15 protein-coding genes and 1 tRNA gene are annotated in these 17,331 nt (G+C 60.0%); 11 read left to right on the top strand and 5 right to left on the bottom strand.

Annotated features, from left to right (window positions below; all coding sequences use genetic code 11):
• Positions 1 to 12: 12 nt before the first annotated feature.
• Positions 13 to 1,380 carry an SrfA family protein gene (locus LAB08_RS00870; protein WP_096513970.1) on the bottom strand — a complete coding sequence of 456 codons (1,368 nt, stop codon included), beginning with the start codon at positions 1,378 to 1,380 and terminating at the stop codon, positions 13 to 15.
• Between the two features lie 617 nt (positions 1,381 to 1,997).
• Between LAB08_RS00870 and LAB08_RS00875 the strand changes: the two genes are divergently transcribed.
• Positions 1,998 to 2,210, top strand: coding sequence for a hypothetical protein (locus LAB08_RS00875; protein WP_096513968.1), 213 nt, complete (start codon positions 1,998 to 2,000; stop codon positions 2,208 to 2,210).
• A gap of 21 nt (positions 2,211 to 2,231) precedes the next feature.
• Here the strand turns inward: LAB08_RS00875 and LAB08_RS00880 are convergent.
• Positions 2,232 to 2,308, bottom strand: a tRNA-Arg gene (locus LAB08_RS00880).
• Between the two features lie 350 nt (positions 2,309 to 2,658).
• Here LAB08_RS00880 and gabD point away from each other — a divergent pair.
• From gabD to LAB08_RS00895, 3 genes are all read left to right on the top strand, one after another.
• A complete protein-coding gene (gabD, locus tag LAB08_RS00885; RefSeq protein ID WP_096513966.1) occupies positions 2,659 to 4,101 on the top strand; it encodes an NADP-dependent succinate-semialdehyde dehydrogenase in 1,443 nt (480 codons plus the stop codon).
• 184 nt (positions 4,102 to 4,285) lie between these two features.
• Positions 4,286 to 5,563, top strand: coding sequence for a 4-aminobutyrate--2-oxoglutarate transaminase (gene gabT / locus LAB08_RS00890; protein ID WP_096513965.1), 1,278 nt, complete (start codon positions 4,286 to 4,288; stop codon positions 5,561 to 5,563).
• A 136-nt stretch (positions 5,564 to 5,699) separates the two neighbouring features.
• The gene (locus LAB08_RS00895; RefSeq protein WP_096513964.1) at positions 5,700 to 6,914 is read left to right on the top strand and encodes a response regulator; all 1,215 of its coding nucleotides are present in this window, start codon (positions 5,700 to 5,702) and stop codon (positions 6,912 to 6,914) included.
• A gap of 61 nt (positions 6,915 to 6,975) precedes the next feature.
• Here LAB08_RS00895 and LAB08_RS00900 read toward each other — a convergent pair whose 3' ends face one another.
• Together LAB08_RS00900 and desA are read right to left on the bottom strand one after the other, a co-directional pair.
• Positions 6,976 to 7,965, bottom strand: coding sequence for a GGDEF domain-containing protein (locus LAB08_RS00900; RefSeq protein ID WP_096513963.1), 990 nt, complete (start codon positions 7,963 to 7,965; stop codon positions 6,976 to 6,978).
• A gap of 195 nt (positions 7,966 to 8,160) precedes the next feature.
• Positions 8,161 to 9,342, bottom strand: a complete 1,182-nt coding sequence (gene desA, locus LAB08_RS00905) for a delta-9 fatty acid desaturase DesA (protein ID WP_096513962.1) — start codon at positions 9,340 to 9,342, stop codon at positions 8,161 to 8,163.
• A 147-nt stretch (positions 9,343 to 9,489) separates the two neighbouring features.
• On the opposite strand from desA, the gene dibA reads away from it, so the two are divergent.
• The 6 genes from dibA to LAB08_RS00935 all read left to right on the top strand — a co-directional run bounded on the left by dibA (position 9,490) and on the right by LAB08_RS00935 (position 15,840).
• Positions 9,490 to 11,421, top strand: coding sequence for a phosphodiesterase DibA (dibA, locus tag LAB08_RS00910; protein ID WP_096513961.1), 1,932 nt, complete (start codon positions 9,490 to 9,492; stop codon positions 11,419 to 11,421).
• Positions 11,422 to 11,703: 282 nt separating this feature from the next.
• Positions 11,704 to 11,886 carry a sulfur starvation response protein OscA gene (gene oscA / locus LAB08_RS00915; RefSeq protein WP_022643503.1) on the top strand — a complete coding sequence of 61 codons (183 nt, stop codon included), beginning with the start codon at positions 11,704 to 11,706 and terminating at the stop codon, positions 11,884 to 11,886.
• An 80-nt stretch (positions 11,887 to 11,966) separates the two neighbouring features.
• Positions 11,967 to 12,980: a sulfate ABC transporter substrate-binding protein gene (locus LAB08_RS00920; protein WP_096513960.1), complete on the top strand. Its 1,014-nt coding sequence runs from the start codon at positions 11,967 to 11,969 to the stop codon at positions 12,978 to 12,980.
• A 161-nt stretch (positions 12,981 to 13,141) separates the two neighbouring features.
• A complete protein-coding gene (gene cysT / locus LAB08_RS00925) occupies positions 13,142 to 13,960 on the top strand; it encodes a sulfate ABC transporter permease subunit CysT (RefSeq protein WP_096513959.1) in 819 nt (272 codons plus the stop codon).
• A gap of 13 nt (positions 13,961 to 13,973) precedes the next feature.
• Positions 13,974 to 14,846 (top strand): sulfate ABC transporter permease subunit CysW, encoded by an 873-nt coding sequence (gene cysW, locus LAB08_RS00930; protein WP_096513958.1) that lies wholly within the window; start codon positions 13,974 to 13,976, stop codon positions 14,844 to 14,846.
• 4 nt (positions 14,847 to 14,850) lie between these two features.
• Positions 14,851 to 15,840 (top strand): sulfate/molybdate ABC transporter ATP-binding protein, encoded by a 990-nt coding sequence (locus tag LAB08_RS00935; RefSeq protein ID WP_096513957.1) that lies wholly within the window; start codon positions 14,851 to 14,853, stop codon positions 15,838 to 15,840.
• 90 nt (positions 15,841 to 15,930) lie between these two features.
• Here the strand turns inward: LAB08_RS00935 and LAB08_RS00940 are convergent, their stop codons facing one another.
• The gene (locus LAB08_RS00940; RefSeq protein WP_096513956.1) at positions 15,931 to 16,452 is read right to left on the bottom strand and encodes an Mpo1 family 2-hydroxy fatty acid dioxygenase; all 522 of its coding nucleotides are present in this window, start codon (positions 16,450 to 16,452) and stop codon (positions 15,931 to 15,933) included.
• A gap of 84 nt (positions 16,453 to 16,536) precedes the next feature.
• Here LAB08_RS00940 and LAB08_RS00945 point away from each other — a divergent pair, with 84 nt between their 5' ends.
• Positions 16,537 to 17,223, top strand: a complete 687-nt coding sequence (locus LAB08_RS00945; protein ID WP_096513955.1) for a Crp/Fnr family transcriptional regulator — start codon at positions 16,537 to 16,539, stop codon at positions 17,221 to 17,223.
• Positions 17,224 to 17,331: the final 108 nt, after the last annotated feature.

Genomic DNA, 17,331 nt, shown 5'->3' on the forward strand with positions numbered 1-17,331 from the left:
GGTTATTCCGTTTTATTCGGCCACTTGCCGCATGGACATGGGGAATTGTTCTTTTCCGTAACCGCCGGTGCAGTCCGCGATCGTGGTCGCCCCTTTGCGGCAGTTGACCTTGGGCATGTCGTAAGTGCTGCCATCGCCGCAAACGGCCTGGCCTTGGCTGTCGATGGCCAGGCTGCCACCCTTCATAGTAGCGCTTACCGGCCCGCTACATTTCGAGCCGTCGGCCTGGTGTACGGTGACTTGGCCCTTACCGTCCTTGAGCTGGTATTCCAGGCGCAGCGGTTTGCCAGTCCGGCGGTCCTGTATCCCGGCGCCTGCGCTGTACTGACCGTCGAGAAACTTGGCGGCACCGTCGGCGGCGTCTGGCGGGATGCTCAGGGGAGGGCCGGGTTTTGCGGCGGCGGATTTTTCTGCTTCGGGCGATGTGACATCCGACGGCGTGGTTTTGTTTTCAGGTGGTGCGGTTTTGTTTTCGGCTGCCGGGTCTTTGGTGGGGTCTTTGGTTAAGTCGGCGGGTGCACCGTCAGCCTCGTTATCCTCGACGGCCGGCGTTTCCACACCCTGTGTTCCGGTCACGGCGGTGCCGGTGCCGTTGGTGGCGCCTACGACGGTGCCGGTCACGGGGACGCCATTGAGCGTCGTGACATTGCCGGTCAGTGGTGGCTCTTCCTGGTGTTTCTCCACCGGTACGACGCCCTCGGGTAGCAGGTCTACCGCCACCAACGGAAGCGGGACACAACCGCGCAGGCCGAGCAACAGCCACAAGAGCAGCAGCAGGAGCGGCAGCAACAACAGCCACCACCAGCGCCGCCACCAAGGACGAGCAACCACCGGCACGACGGGCGCAACAACAGGCGCTTCGGCCACGGGGGGCAGCGTGAACGCGGGCGGGACCTGATAGAGGCAGTGCAGGGGATCGCTATTGCCGGTACCGGCATGCTCGAAACCCCAGAAGGTCAGCACCGGTTTGCCTTGCACCAGGTAGACGAAGTTTTCGTCCGGGAAATGAATCACGCGCTTGAGCAGCTTGCCGAACACGGCTTTGTCGCCTTGCTGCTGTTCGCCGGAGTCTGTACCCAGGAAGCGCTGGCTCAATTCTTCGAGCGCAGTCTTCAGCGCTTCAAGCTGACGGCGGGCAGGAGCGCGTTCTTCTTCGGTCGCGCTGCTCCACGGAATCACATCGCCGTCGAGGGCGCTGTACCAATCGATCTGGTTGCCGAGTTCATCGCTTTGAGGGATGGCCAGGTGATCGACCAACTCGGGGTTGTTGCGGCGAATGGCTTCGCGCAGTTGCAGGGCTGCCCGGTAGACCGGTTGACCTGTTTCGCCGAGGGCAGTGAATGACCCGCTCTTACCGCTGCGTAATAGTGGCCCGCGCATTCAAACTCCATACGATCCGTTGCGCAAAAATGACAGACAAATCTGTCTGTGCTTGCTCCTGCATTTAACGGGCGACCTTGATGCCATCATGATATCGCCGTCAATTTTCCGGAGGTTCAAACCTTATGAGACTAACGTAAGCATGCGGAGGTTGCATAAGGTCAATTTTAATAGGCTTGGGAAGGCTAGGGCGTAAGCTTTTTAAGCGTGATGAATCGTTTCGTCGGCACTATAAAAAATGCACAACTCCAAGAAAGGCTTTCCCCATGTCCCCCCTCACAGCCCTTGGCGCGCTGTCCGCTTCCCACGCCATGGCTTGGGGGGTTACGTCCTGCTCGACAGCCACAAAGCTGGACCATGGGTGGTACCAGCATCAGCCTGACGCAGCGGGAGCAATCGGTGCCGGTCACCCAGGGCCGAACTATCCAGATTGCTGATGTCGTTCAGAATGCCGTCAGCACTGGGAATTTGGGACAGGATGTTCGACAGGGTGTCAGTCTCGACACCTCCGCGAGCGCCATCCATGTTAATGGCGTCGGTGGTCGCTCGACCCGGTACGGCCACGGACCAGGCAATTCGGTATCCGGCCAGACAATTGCTCGTGTCCAAGGGCTGCGGTGCACCAGGTCGCCCCCAACTCGCACAAAGACCTGATCGAAACCAACCCGGTGCTCACCGACCTCAAGCAGCACATGAGTTCGGACTATCTGTTGGCGAGCTTCGGCTACGACCCGGACAACAGCGCCCTGCGCCTGGGCGATGGCTTCTACGAACACGCCGGTCAGGACGAAGCACCGCCCACAAAAAAGCCCCAGACCCAACGGGCCTAAGGCTTTCTCGTTTCTACTATATGGTGCACCAGGCGGGATTCGAACCCACGACCCCTGCCTTCGGAGGGCAGTACTCTATCCAGCTGAGCTACTGGTGCAATGCGGGCGCCATGATACTCATATGCAATGCGGGCGTCCATGCTGCTGAATCGCTTGCTGTTTTCACAAGCGTAACCTGCGTTTGCTACGTTGATCAGAAAAAACAGGCAAATGCGGCGTTTTCGTTCTTTTTTTCGAACGGCCTATTGTCCTTTACCCCCTTTGATCCTAGGATTCGTTTGAGATTTCAAACGCTCTTGTCTGGGTGCTGAACCGCACGAGTCCAATCCGTGCGCTATTTATGTGCTTCAGCCCGGTGAATGATTTCCCTGACGGCAGCCTACTGAGGCGCCTTTCTACAATCATAATTTGCTCCGCATCCATTGCGGTGCTGTTAAGGAAAGCCGACATGCAGCTTAAAGACACCCAGTTGTTCCGCCAGCAAGCCTTTATTAATGGCGAGTGGGTCGATGCCGACAATGGTCAGACGATCAAGGTCAACAACCCGGCAACGGGCGAAATTCTGGGCACCGTGCCGAAGATGGGCGCTGCCGAAACCCGCCGTGCCATCGAAGCCGCTGACAAGGCGCTGCCGGCCTGGCGTGCACTGACCGCCAAAGAACGTGCGACCAAGCTGCGTCGCTGGTTCGAACTGATGATCGAGAACCAGGACGACCTGGCTCGCCTGATGACCCTGGAACAAGGCAAGCCATTGGCCGAAGCCAAGGGTGAAATCGTTTACGCCGCTTCCTTCATCGAGTGGTTCGCCGAAGAAGCCAAGCGCATCTACGGTGACGTGATTCCGGGCCACCAGCCAGACAAGCGCCTGATCGTGATCAAGCAGCCAATCGGCGTGACCGCTGCAATCACCCCGTGGAACTTCCCGGCCGCCATGATCACCCGTAAAGCCGGCCCGGCCCTGGCTGCCGGTTGCACCATGGTGCTCAAGCCTGCTTCGCAAACCCCATTCTCGGCTTTCGCCCTGGCCGAGCTGGCCCAGCGTGCCGGCATCCCGGCTGGCGTGTTCAGCGTTGTTTCCGGCAGCGCCGGCGACATCGGTACCGAGCTGACCAGCAACCCGATCGTGCGCAAGCTGTCCTTCACCGGTTCGACTGAAATCGGTCGTCAACTGATGGCCGAATGCGCCAAGGACATCAAGAAAGTGTCCCTGGAACTGGGCGGCAACGCGCCGTTCATCGTGTTCGACGACGCCGACCTGGATAAGGCCGTCGAAGGCGCGATCATTTCCAAATACCGCAACAACGGCCAGACCTGCGTCTGCGCCAACCGCCTGTACATTCAGGACGGTGTCTACGACGCATTCGCCGAGAAGCTGAAAGTGGCCGTCGCCAAGCTGAAGATCGGTAACGGTCTGGAAGCCGGTACCACCACTGGCCCGCTGATCGACGAAAAAGCCGTGGCCAAGGTGCAAGAGCACATCGCCGACGCCCTGAGCAAAGGCGCGACCGTACTGGCCGGTGGCAAGCCGATGGAAGGCAACTTCTTCGAGCCGACCATCCTGACCAACGTGCCGAACAACGCTGCCGTGGCCAAGGAAGAAACCTTCGGTCCATTGGCGCCACTGTTCCGCTTCAAAGACGAAGCCGACGTGATCGCGATGTCCAACGACACCGAGTTCGGTCTGGCCTCGTACTTCTATGCTCGCGACCTGGGCCGTGTGTTCCGTGTGGCTGAAGCCCTGGAATACGGCATGGTCGGCGTCAACACCGGGCTGATCTCCAACGAAGTCGCGCCGTTCGGCGGCATCAAGGCCTCGGGCCTGGGCCGTGAAGGCTCCAAGTACGGCATCGAAGATTACCTGGAAATCAAATACCTCTGCCTGGGCATCTAAGCCCGGCAAGGCATTGCTTGAATCGGAAAGGGCACGAGAGCGCTGTCCCTTTCCGAGCTTCACCTGATTTTTTACTGTGGCCGGGAAAGCTGTGGCAGTCGATCATCGCATGCTGCCGTAGTTGCCTCCCCGCCGCTTAATCCTTGAGCTACGCCGACCGATGAGCGGCGAATGAGGAATTGTAATGAGCAAGACTAACGCTTCTTTGATGGCCCGCCGTACCGCTGCTGTTCCACGTGGTGTTGGCCAGATTCACCCGATCTTCGCCGATTCCGCGAAGAACGCTACCGTGACCGACGTTGAAGGTCGTGAGTTCATCGATTTCGCCGGCGGTATCGCCGTGCTGAACACCGGCCACGTGCACCCGAAAGTCATCGCCGCCGTGACCGAGCAGCTGAACAAGCTGACCCACACTTGCTTCCAGGTTCTGGCCTACGAGCCGTACGTAGAAGTGTGCGAAAAAATCAACGCCAAGGTGCCAGGTGATTTCGACAAGAAAACCCTGCTGGTGACCACCGGTTCCGAAGCCGTTGAAAACTCGATCAAGATCGCTCGTGCCGCCACTGGCCGTGCCGGCGTGATCGCCTTCACCGGCGCTTACCACGGCCGCACCATGATGACCCTGGGCCTGACTGGTAAAGTCGTGCCTTACTCGGCCGGCATGGGCCTGATGCCAGGCGGCATCTTCCGCGCGTTGTACCCGAACGAACTGCACGGTGTGAGCATCGACGATTCGATCGCCAGCATCGAGCGCATCTTCAAGAACGACGCCGAGCCGAAAGACATCGCTGCGATCATCATCGAGCCTGTTCAGGGCGAAGGTGGTTTCTACGTCGCGCCGAAAGAATTCATGAAGCGTCTGCGTGCCCTGTGCGACCAGCACGGCATCCTGTTGATCGCTGACGAAGTGCAGACCGGCGCTGGCCGTACCGGCACCTTCTTCGCCATGGAACAGATGGGCGTTGCCGCCGACCTGACCACCTTCGCCAAATCCATCGCTGGCGGCTTCCCGCTGGCCGGTGTGTGCGGCAAGGCCGAATACATGGACGCCATCGCTCCAGGCGGCCTGGGCGGCACCTACGCCGGTAGCCCGATCGCTTGCGCCGCAGCCCTGGCTGTGATGGAAGTGTTCGAAGAAGAGCACCTGCTGGACCGCTGCAAGGCTGTTGGCGAGCGTCTGGTGACTGGCCTGAAGGCTATCCAGGCCAAGTACCCGGTGATCGGCGAAGTTCGTGCCCTGGGCGCAATGATCGCGGTCGAGCTGTTCGAAGGCGGCGACAGCCACAAGCCAAACCCGACTGCAGTGGCTGCTGTTGTCGCCAAGGCGCGTGACAAGGGTCTGATCCTGCTGTCCTGCGGCACCTACGGCAACGTTCTGCGCGTCCTGGTACCGCTGACTTCGCCGGACGAGCAACTGGACAAAGGTCTGGCAATCATCGAAGAGTGCTTCTCCGAGCTCTGATCGCCAAGTGTGACCTGATCGACAAAAAACCCGCTTCGGCGGGTTTTTTCATGCCGGTCGTAATACTACCCGCGTAAATGCGCTGTATCGGAGGGCCGGCATTCGCTAAGGTTCAGGCATTGCCAGGGAGAGCTGTATGACTGTCTTAGATTTACCTGCCATTCCCAGAGTGTTGATTGCCGAGGCGGACCCGTGGTCCCGCGATTTGCTCAAGGAAGTGCTGCTGAACGTGCGCTGCGATGCGCGACTGGACCTGTGTGCCGACGGCCAGCAGGCGCTGGAGCTGTTGGCGGCCAATCCTTACGACCTGGTGATTGCCGACTGGGAGCTGCCCGGCGTCGACGGCCTGAACGTGTTGCGCAGTGTCCGCCAGCGCAAACGCAATCCGCCGCTGCCATTCATTCTGATGAGCAGCCGCAACGACAGCGCCAGTGTGCGCGAAGCCCTGCCGCTGGCGCCTGCCGCTTATCTGACCAAGCCCCTGAACATGGAAAGCCTGACCCATCGCTTGCAGGATTTGCTGCTCGATGCCGGTAAGGAAGTCATCTGCGAAGTGCCTTCGCTGGCGCCCGGCATGACCTTGTCGGTATACCTGGAGCGTCGACGTGAATTGGCCGAGGGTGCGCCGCTGATGACCGACGTGCAGTTGGCGGTCAAGCGCAGCCTCAATCCCAACGGCCTCGACCTGACGAAACTGGAAGACGAGATTCGTACCGATCCGCAGGTCACCGCCGTGCTGATCGCCGCCGCCAACAGCGCGGCCCAGCACCATGGCGCCGCTGTGCAAACCCTGTCCCAGGCGCTGCACCGGCTGGGCACCGGGCAAAGCATGAACCTGATTCTGGGCCTGACCCTCAAGCGCAGTGCAAGGCTCAGTGATCCGTACCTGGCGGACTATGCCGAGCGTTATTGGGATCTGTCCCTGCACACCGCCGAGTATGCACGGACGCTGGCGCGTTTGTTGGATCTGGATCAGGCGCGTTGCTATTGCGCCGGTATGCTGCATCGCCTTGGTGACCTGGCGTTGCTGCGTTGCCTGCAGGAATGGAAGCAGGCCGGTGGCGAGTTGGACGAGCAGGAGGCGGTGGGCGAAGCGTTGGTCGAGTTCGGCGCGGCCTACGGTTCGGCGCTGCGCACCCGTTGGCGCCTGCCGCTGGAGCTGCGACAGCTGATTGCGGCGGCCTACCAGCTCGGTGGCGGGGTTTACTCCCGTGAAGCGCTGGTGATGAACATGGCGGCGCAACTGGCGCGCCTGACCGAACATGAGGGCGTCGAGGAACTGGCGAAAAGCCGGACGGCGCGATTGCTCAAGATCGGGTTGCCGGAATTGACGCGGATGCGCAAGCAGTAAATCTCACAAAAATCCCTGTGGGAGCGGGCAAGCCCGCTCCCACAGGTTTTGTACACATCCTTCAACCCGTGACGATCCGGTTCTTGCCATCACGCTTGGCCTGATACATCGCGGCGTCCGCCCGGGCAAACAGGCTTTCGATGTTTTCGTCCTCGGCCGTAAGGCTGGTCAACCCTTGGCTGACGGTGATGCCGAATGTCTGGCCGTCATGGTCGAAGCTCAAGCGCTGGATCTGGCTTTGCAAGCGCTCGGCGACTTGCAGGGCCATGCCCGGCGTGCAGCCGGGGAACACCGCAGCGAATTCCTCGCCACCAATGCGCCCGAACAGGTCACCGCGTCGCAACGCCGCTCGGCCGCAGTCGGCGATACGTTGCAGCACGTTATCGCCTTCCTGATGGCCGTAGGTGTCGTTGATTGCTTTGAAGTCATCGATGTCCAGCATCAGGAACGACAGCGGCGTGTCTTGTTGCCGCGCCCGTTCGAATTCCTGGCTCGCGCCCTCGAAGAAATGTCGTCGATTGCTGCTCTGGGTCAGGGCGTCGGTGGTGGCCAGGCGTTGCAGTTCGGTTTCCATGTGCTTTTTGTCGGTGATGTCTTCGGCGATACCGACAATGATCACCGGCTGTCCCGGTTCGGCCTGACGGTTGATGAAGCACTTGTCGCTGAGCCAGCGCACCTGGCCCTCGGCGTCGATGATCCGGTATTCGCGGTCTTCGACGGCGCCTTTGGCCAGCACGTCCGCCAGGCTGCGCTCGGCATATTCCAGATCGTCGGGGTAAATGGCGTCGCGCCATTGGTTGTAATCGGCCAGCAGCAGGTCGGCGGAACGGCCGAAAAGCCGTTCATAAGCGGGGCTGACATACAGCACCTGGCGGGTTTCCCAGTTGAATGCCCAGAGCACCGCGTTGACGCTCACCAGCAGGGTGCTGAACAGCTGTTCGCGTTCGCTCAGGCGCGCCACTTCACCTTGGGCGTGCATCAACGCCAACAGGGTTTGCGCGGCCTCGGGCCACTGCGGTGGAGATGGGTCTTTCAGGTTTTTATTGACCATCGGCACAAATCTCAAAGGGCGTGCGCCGCTCGAGGTTCGAAAGCGGCCACAACGAAGCCCGCCGGGGTGGCGAAGTGTCTTTGAGATAGGGGATACGGGATGAAGTTCCCGCTTGCTGTGGTGAGGCAGAGGTATCCCGCCGGGCGGTCGTAGGAGCTGTCTGGTGCACAGCTCCTACAAAGGCCTGGCGATCAATCAGGCAGCAGGGCGCAGGGAATAGGTTTTCAACTGATCGGCAAAGTCGCGCAGGGATTGAATCCCGCTGGCTTCGGCTTCGTGTACCCAATCCTTGATGGCGGCCAGCATGTCATGACCATTTGAGCTGGTCTTGACCCAGATCTGCTGCAAGGCCAGGCGTTTCTCGTAAATTACCTTCAGTGCCTGGCTGTGCTCGAGCATGTTCTGGATGCGCACGTGGTGCCTGTCGTCCAGCAGGCTGGTTTCCCGCGAGAGCAGGCGCTTGGCGCGGCGGAACTGGTGGCGGACCGAGTGATCGACCTTGTCCAGTTCCTGCTTGACCAGTGGCCCGATTACCAATTTGCGGTACTGGGCCATGATCTGGAAGCGGTTGTTGAGAATCGCCATGGCGGTGTCCATGTCCAGGTTGCCCTTGCCTTCGACACGGTGGGCAATCGGCGCGACGCGCTGAACCTTGGCCAGGCGCAGGAAGCTGAACACTTGAATCCAGGCCCAGCCCAGATCGAACTCCCACTTCTTCACCGACAGTTTTGCCGAGTTAGGGTAAGTGTGATGGTTGTTATGCAGTTCTTCACCGCCGATCAGGATGCCCCAGGGCACCAGATTGGTCGCCGCGTCGCGGCATTCGAAATTGCGGTAGCCGACAGCGTGACCCAGGCCATTGACCACGCCGGCGGCCCAGACCGGGATCCACATCATCTGGATGGCCCAGATGGTGATGCCGATGGTACCGAACAGCAGCAGGTCGATGACGCCCATGATCGCCACGCCCAGCAGCGGGTAACGGCTGTAGAGGTTGCGTTCGATCCAGTCTTCGGGGCAGTTCTTGCCGTAGATGCGCAGGGTCTCGGGGTTCTCCGCTTCGGCGCGGTACAGCTCGGCACCTTTGCGCAGGACCGTGGACAAGCCCTTGATGACCGGGCTGTGCGGGTCATCTTCAGTTTCGCATTTGGCGTGATGCTTGCGATGGATGGCGGTCCACTCGCGGGTGTTCTGCGCCGTGGTCAGCCACAGCCAGAAGCGGAAGAAATGTTTCAGGCCGGCATTCAGCTCAAGCGAGCGATGGGCGGAATAGCGGTGCAGATAGACCGTGACGGCGACGATCGTCACATGGGTCATCAGCAGGGTGACGGCCACCAGTGACCAGGGCGACAAGCCGAGAAAACCTTCGTACCACATAGCCTGTAGGGCCCTCGATAAAGAAAAAAACAGCCGTTGCATTATCACCGAGCCCACAGATAAAACCAGTCGCCCTTTCAGATAAGAGTGGCTGGAGGTGTCTTTAACCTATAATCCCGGCATTTTTGTAGGGACATGGACAGTCTTATGTCTGCCAGCTATCGCGAAGCCTTGCGCGCAGCGCTGCTTTACCTGTTGCTTTCTGTGGTCTGGATGCAGCTCAGTGGTTATTTATTGAACAGTTTCTTCGATAGCTCGGCCGAGCTGCTGCGATGGCAACTGATCAACGGTTATGCCTGGATGACGGTCAGCGCCGGATTGATCTTCATTGCCCGGGCGCGTCTGCTGCGTTGCCTGGGGATCGGCGCCAGGTTGCGCGAACGCAGCGAAGATCGGGAGCGCTTGCGCCAGGCGGCTGCCGTGTTCGATTGCACGCGCGAAGGTGTGCTGGTCACTAACGGCGAAGGATTGATCGTGCACGTCAACCGCGCCTTCATGGAGATTACCGGCTATCAAAGCGAGGAGGTGCTGGGGCAGCGACCCAGCCTGTTCAAGTCTGGCCGTCATCTGAAAGGTTTCTACCAGGCGATGTTCGAGACGCTCGACAGCAGGGGGGAGTGGAGTGGGGAAATCTGGAACCGTCGCAAAAGCGGCGAAATCTACCCGCAATGGCAAACCATCCGTGTCATTCATGACGACTTGGGACGGCACAGTCATTACGTCGCAGTGTTTTCCGACATCAGCGCGATCAAGAACTCCGAACACAAACTGATGCACCTGGCGCACCACGATGCGCTGACGGATTTGCCCAACCGCCTGTTGTTTACTGACCGCGCCGAGCAGGCCCTGGCGTCGGCGCAGGTCCACAAGCGCGGTTGTGCATTGCTGTTGATCGATCTGGATCATTTCAAAATGATCAATGACGGCCTCGGGCATACCATCGGTGACCAACTGCTCAAGGCGGTGGCGGAGCGCTTGAAAGCTATGTTCGGAGCGGGCATTACCCTGGCGCGACTGGGTGGGGACGAGTTCGCCGTGTTGGCCGAAAGCTGTCCGCACTTGGTCCAGGCGGCGGCGCTGGCCCGGCGGATTATCGATGGCCTCAAGGAACCGTTCCCGATCGACGGGCATCAGCTGTTTATCAACACCAGCATCGGTATCAGCCTGTTCCCCAGCGATGCCTTGAGCGCTGAACAATTGTTGCGCAATGCCGATTCGGCGCTGTTCAAGGCCAAGAGCGGTGGTCGCAATGGCTACGCGCTCTATACCGAGGAGCTGACCGCCCATGCCCAGCAACGGGTCGAGATCTCCTTCGAATTGCGCAACGCGTTGGACCAGCAACAATTGCGGGTTTATTACCAACCGGTTCATGACCTTAAAACCAGTCGATTGATCGGCGTCGAAGCACTGGTGCGCTGGGAGCATCCGCAGCGTGGCCTGGTGTCGCCGGCAGAATTCATCCCGATTGCCGAGCGAACCGGTCTGATCGCTGAGATCGACGCCTGGGTGATGCAGCAGGCGTGCCGGCAAATGTGCCAGTGGCAACAGGCCGGCAAGGTGTTGTCGTTTGTCGCGGTGAATGTGTCCTCGCGCCTGTTTGCCCGCCGCGAGCTGTACCAGCAAGTGGCACAAGTGCTGCGCGAAACCGGGCTGGCCCCGGCTTGCCTGGAACTGGAGGTCACGGAAAGCGCGGTGATGGAAGACCCTGAAGTCGCGCTGGAGCAGATGCATCGTCTGCGTGAGCTGGGTGTGCGGCTGGCCATCGACGACTTCGGAACCGGTTATTCATCACTGTTGCGTCTCAAGCGCCTGCCGGTGCAGAAGCTCAAGATCGATCAGGGTTTTGTTGCCGGGTTGCCATGGGATGAAGACGACGCCGCCATCGTGCGGGTGATCATCGCCCTGGCGCAGAGCATGGGGATGCAGGTGCATGCCGAAGGGATCGAGCAGGTCGAGCAGGCGGCGTTCCTGCTCGAACAGGGCAGCCATCTGGGGCAGGGGTATTGGTTTGGACGACCGGTGCCGGCCGGGCAGCTGGATTGGTTGCGTGCGCCGGTGATTACCCAATCGCTGGCGTGATGCATAACACTGTGGGAGCGAGCCTGCTCGCGAATGCGTCAGTCCAATCAGCGCAATGTTGACGGGCCTACCGCTTTCGCGAGCAGGCTCGCTCCCACAGGGGGTGAGTGATCGTAAGAGGATAAATACTCGCAAACCCTTGTCCCGCCAAATAATGTCTTCTGGTTATATAAACATTCTTAAATAGTCTTTTTAAGAATATCCGTGCCTCTCTACTATTGGTTTCACGCCGCAAGCAGTGCCGCCACTGCCAGGCAACCACTCAGTTGAAGGAGCAGCACCATGAGCGCATCTCTACGTAGCGTTGACGGCCAGGACGAAGCAACCATCCTGCGTGAAATCCAGAGTGCCCTGCGCGATCTGCGTTTCGGCGCTGTGGAAATCACTGTGCACAACGCGCAGGTGGTTCAGATCGAGCGCAAGGAAAAATTCCGCTTGCAGCAGCCGGGTAACAAGCCCAGCTGAAGCGAAACCGCGTGACCGGCAACCCAGCACCAGCACTTCCATAAGAAAAGCCAACACTCAGAATTCCAGGAGCTTTCACCATGTCGTCGATTCGCCATTTCGCCTTGGCCGCCCTGGCCAGCGCCCTTTTTGCCGGTTCCGCGGTTGCCAAGGATTACGAATTGCTCAACGTGTCGTACGACCCGACCCGTGAGCTGTATCAGGATTACAACGCCGAATTCGTCAAGTTCTGGCAGAAGGAGCATGCCGGCGACAGCGTGAAAATCCAGCAGTCCCACGGTGGTTCGGGCAAGCAGGGTCGGGCAGTGATCGATGGCCTGCGTGCCGACGTGGTGACCCTGGCCCTGGCCGGTGACATCGACGAAATCGCCAAGCTCGGCAAGACCCTGCCGGCTGACTGGCAGAAGCGCCTGCCGGAAGCGAGCACGCCTTACACCTCGACCATCGTGTTCCTGGTGCGCAAGGGCAACCCTAAAGGCATCAAGGACTGGGGCGATCTGGTCAAGAACGATGTATCGGTGATCACCCCGAACCCGAAAACCTCTGGCGGTGCGCGCTGGAACTTCCTCGCTGCGTGGGCCTATGGCCTGAAAGCCAACGGCGGTGACGAGGCCAAGGCCAAGGAATACGTGCAAACCCTGTTCAAGCACGTGCCTGTGCTGGACACCGGCGCTCGCGGTTCGACCATCACCTTCGTCAACAACGGCCAGGGCGATGTGTTGCTGGCCTGGGAAAACGAAGCCTTCCTGGCCCTGAAAGAAGAGGGCGGCGCCGACAAGTTCGACATCGTCGTGCCTTCGCTGTCGATCCTCGCCGAACCGCCGGTGGCCGTGGTCGACAAAAACGCCGAGAAAAAGGGCAACACCGAGATCGCCGAGGCGTACCTCAAGCACCTGTACAGCCCGGCGGGCCAGGAAATCGCGGCGAAGAACTTCTATCGTCCACGGGACAAGGATGTCGCCGCCAAATACGCCCAGCAGTTCCCGAAACTGGAGCTGGTGAGCATCGACAAGGACTTCGGTGGCTGGAAAACCGCACAGCCGAAATTCTTCAACGATGGCGGCGTGTTCGACCAGATTTACCAGGCGCAGTAATCCTGATGGCAATTAGCTAAGGTGGATAACCTGTGGGAGCGAGCCTGCTCGCGAAGGCGGTATTTCAGGCAACAAGGATGTTGACTGGTACTCCCCCTTCGCGAGCAGGCTCGCTCCCACATGATTGCACTTGGCAGAACAATATTTAACCAAGGACTTTTATGTCGCGTCGTATCTCCCCCGTCATACCCGGCTTCGGGCTGACGCTGGGCTACACCTTGGTGTACCTCAGCCTGATTGTGCTCATACCACTGGCGGCGATGTTCGTGCATGCCGCTCAACTCACCTGGGATCAGTTCTGGGCAATCATCTCGGCGCCACGGGTGCTGTCTGCGTTGAAGCTGAGCTTCGGCACCGCGCTCTATGCCGCGATCATCAACGGCATCATCGGCACGCTGCTGGCCTGGGTGCTGGTGCGCTATACCTTCCCTGGACGCAAAGTCATCGACGCCATGATCGACTTGCCCTTCGCATTGCCCACCGCGGTGGCCGGTATTGCGCTGACCGCGCTGTATACCCCTACCGGTCTGGTTGGTCAGTTTGCTGCGGATCTGGGTTTCAAGATCGCCTACACCCCCCTGGGCATCACCCTTGCCCTCACTTTTGTGACACTTCCATTCGTAGTACGTACCGTACAGCCAGTATTGGCAGATATTCCACGGGAAGTGGAAGAAGCAGCGGCGTGCCTGGGGGCGAAACCGGTGCAGGTTTTTCGCCATATCCTGGTGCCGGCACTGTTGCCCGCCTGGTTGACCGGTTTCGCCTTGGCCTTTGCCCGTGGGGTCGGCGAGTACGGTTCGGTGATTTTCATCGCCGGCAACATGCCGATGAAAACCGAGATCCTGCCGCTGCTGATCATGGTCAAGCTCGACCAGTACGATTACACCGGCGCTACCTCCATTGGTGTACTGATGCTGGTGGTTTCCTTCGTCCTGTTGCTGCTGATCAACTTGTTGCAGCGGCGCATCGAAACCCCATAAGGAGGCGCAGAACATGTCCCAATCGTCTATTGCTGCCGCTTCCTCGGCCAACGCCGCCCGCCGTGGCAGTGCCACGTCGCGGCGCATCCTGATCGGTCTTGGCTGGCTGATTTTTGCGCTGTTCCTGCTGCTACCGCTGTTTATCGTGGTGTCCCAGGGCTTGAAAATGGGCCTCGGCGCGTTCTTCACCGCGATCTTCGAACCCGATGCGCTGTCGGCCCTGAAGCTCACGGTGATCGCCGTGCTGATTTCGGTGCCGTTGAACCTGGTGTTCGGTGTCAGTGCCGCCTGGTGTGTGAGCAAATACTCATTCCGCGGCAAGAGCATGCTGGTAACCCTGATCGACTTGCCGTTCTCGGTGTCGCCGGTGATCGCCGGTCTGGTCTATGTGCTGATGTTCGGCGCTCAAGGGATCTTCGGCCCATGGCTGCAGGACCATGACATTCAGATCGTCTTCGCTTTGCCGGGCATTGTGCTGGCGACGATCTTCGTCACCGTGCCGTTCGTGGCGCGTGAGCTGATCCCGCTGATGCAGGAGCAGGGCACTCAGGAAGAAGAAGCCGCGCGCCTGCTCGGGGCCAATGGCTGGCAGATGTTCTGGCACGTCACCGTCCCTAACATCAAATGGGGCCTGATCTATGGCGTGGTGCTGTGTACCGCGCGGGCCATGGGTGAGTTCGGTGCGGTGTCGGTGGTTTCCGGGCACATTCGCGGGGTGACCAACACCTTGCCGCTGCACGTCGAGATCCTCTACAACGAATACAACCACGTGGCCGCGTTCGCCGTGGCGAGCCTGTTGCTGATCCTGGCGCTCTTCATCCTGCTGGCCAAGCAGTGGAGCGAAAACCGTATTAACCGCCTGCGCGCCAGCGCCGCGGAGGAATGATTTCATGTCGATCGAAGTGCGTAACGTCAGCAAGAATTTCAATGCCTTCAAGGCGCTGAACAACATCAGCCTGGATATTCAGAGCGGTGAACTGGTGGCTTTGCTCGGCCCGTCCGGCTGCGGCAAGACCACGCTGCTGCGGATCATTGCCGGTCTGGAAACCCCCGATCAGGGCAACATCGTGTTCCACGGCGAAGACGTCTCCGGCCACGACGTGCGTGATCGCAACGTCGGTTTCGTGTTTCAGCACTACGCCTTGTTTCGCCACATGACGGTGTTCGACAACGTCGCGTTCGGCCTGCGCATGAAGCCGAAGAACCAGCGTCCGAGCGAAAGCCAGATCGCAACCAAGGTGCACGAACTGCTGAACATGGTGCAGCTGGACTGGCTGTCGGATCGTTACCCGGAACAACTCTCCGGTGGCCAGCGTCAGCGTATCGCCCTGGCCCGTGCCCTGGCAGTGGAACCGAAAGTGCTGCTGCTCGATGAACCCTTCGGCGCCCTCGATGCCAAGGTCCGCAAGGAACTGCGCCGCTGGCTGGCGCGCCTGCACGAAGACATCAACTTGACCTCGGTATTCGTGACCCACGACCAGGAAGAAGCGATGGAAGTCGCCGACCGCATCGTGGTGATGAACAAGGGTGTGATCGAGCAGATCGGCTCACCGGGCGACGTCTACGAAAATCCGGCCAGTGATTTCGTCTATCACTTCCTCGGTGACTCGAACCGCCTGCACCTGGGCGAAGACAACCACGTGCTGTTCCGTCCGCACGAAGTGTCGTTGTCACGGCATGAGCTGGAGGATCACCATGCGGCTGAGGTGCGGGATATCCGTCCGTTGGGCGCGACGACTCGGGTGACGCTGAAGGTCGAAGGCCAGAGCGATCTGATCGAGGCCGAGGTGGTGAAGGATCACGACAGCCTGATCGGCCTGGCCAAGGGCGAGACGTTGTTCTTCAAGCCGAAAGTCTGGCAGAAGCTCGCCAACATCTGACCTTGTAGGAGCCGGCTTGCTGGCGATCGCGGTGTGTCTGACACACCGCGTTATCGTTGTTCGCTGGCAAGCCAGCTCCTACAGATTCAATTAGGCTGCAGCATTCTTCTGACGCAAACGCACGCCCCCCGCCCGCGCCTCGATCTGCTCTTTGAGCTCATGCCGCAACCCCAGCATGAACGCCAGCTCCGCCACCACAAACAACGGCCCGACAATCAACCCCGTCACATCATCGACAAACGCCGGTTTGCGCCCCTCGTAATGATGCCCGACAAACTGGATCGCCCAGCCCACCACGAACATCCCGATGCCGCTCGCCAGCCAGACCAGCGTACTTTGCTGCGCCAGTACCTGACCGGCCCACACGCACAGTCCGAGCAACACTGTCATCAGCACCCCGAGGCGCAGCTCCAGGCGCAGGTAAAACCAGGCAGACGCCAGCGAGACAAGCACCGCCGGCGAAAGCCAGCCCCCGGCCCATTGTGGACGGGACAGCAACACCGCCACGGCCACGACGATCAGCGGAATGCCAATGAAGTGGCTGGCGATGTTGCGTGGGTCGCGGTGGTAGGCGGCGTATTGACTGAGATGGTCAACGAGGCTTTTTTTCATTGTTATTCCTCCTGTAGGGTGACTGATCTTGCCTCGGAGTTATTTTTCGCTCTGTCAGCCAGGCGACAATCTCTAGGAGTTTTCATGGATATGCAGGTCTGGCGTGCGTGCCTGATGCGCGGTCAATGGTTCAGCCATCTGCCTGTTTCCCTACAGGATAGTCTGCTCAATGCCGGGCGAGTACGGCACCTGTCAGCGGGCCAGCGCCTGTTCCAGCGCGGCGATCCACCGTGTGGGTTGTACGCGGTGCTGGAAGGCGCGGTGCGCGTTGGTGCCGTCAACGAGCAGGGCAAGGAGGCGTTGCTGAGCCTGGTGGAGCCGCCGCACTGGTTCGGTGAAATCTGCCTGTTCGATGGCCAGCCACGCACCCATGATGCGTTCGCCGCAGGTCCGTGCACGCTGTTGCACATCCCGCAAACCGCAATGCTCGCGCTGCTGGACGAACAGCCCGCGTACTGGCGGCAACTGGCATTGCTGATGAGCCAGAAACTGCGCATGACGTTCATCAATCTCGAACAACTGAGCCTGTTGCCGGCTCCAGCACGGCTGGCGCATCGCTTGCTGATGATCGCCGAAGGCTACGGCCAGCTCGACGAGCCGCGCCGCGTCCTGCAGTTGCCGCAGGAGCAGCTTGCTTCCATGTTGTCGCTGTCGCGCCAGACCACAAATCAGTTGCTCAAGGAATTGCAGGGGCAGGGGATTCTGAATCTGGGGTATGGGGAAATCGAGATTCTCGATGCCGAGCGGTTGCGGGCGCTGGCGACGATCTGACGATGTGGGGTGTCAGCAGGCTTGGACGCTGGTTGATCTGGCCTCATCGCGGGCAAGCCCGCTCCCACAGTGATCTGGGTGAGTCACAGTTCTGTGGTCAACCTAAAA

Origin of the sequence: Pseudomonas izuensis (genome assembly GCF_002356535.2) — a bacterium.
Lineage (GTDB): Bacteria > Pseudomonadota > Gammaproteobacteria > Pseudomonadales > Pseudomonadaceae > Aquipseudomonas > Aquipseudomonas izuensis.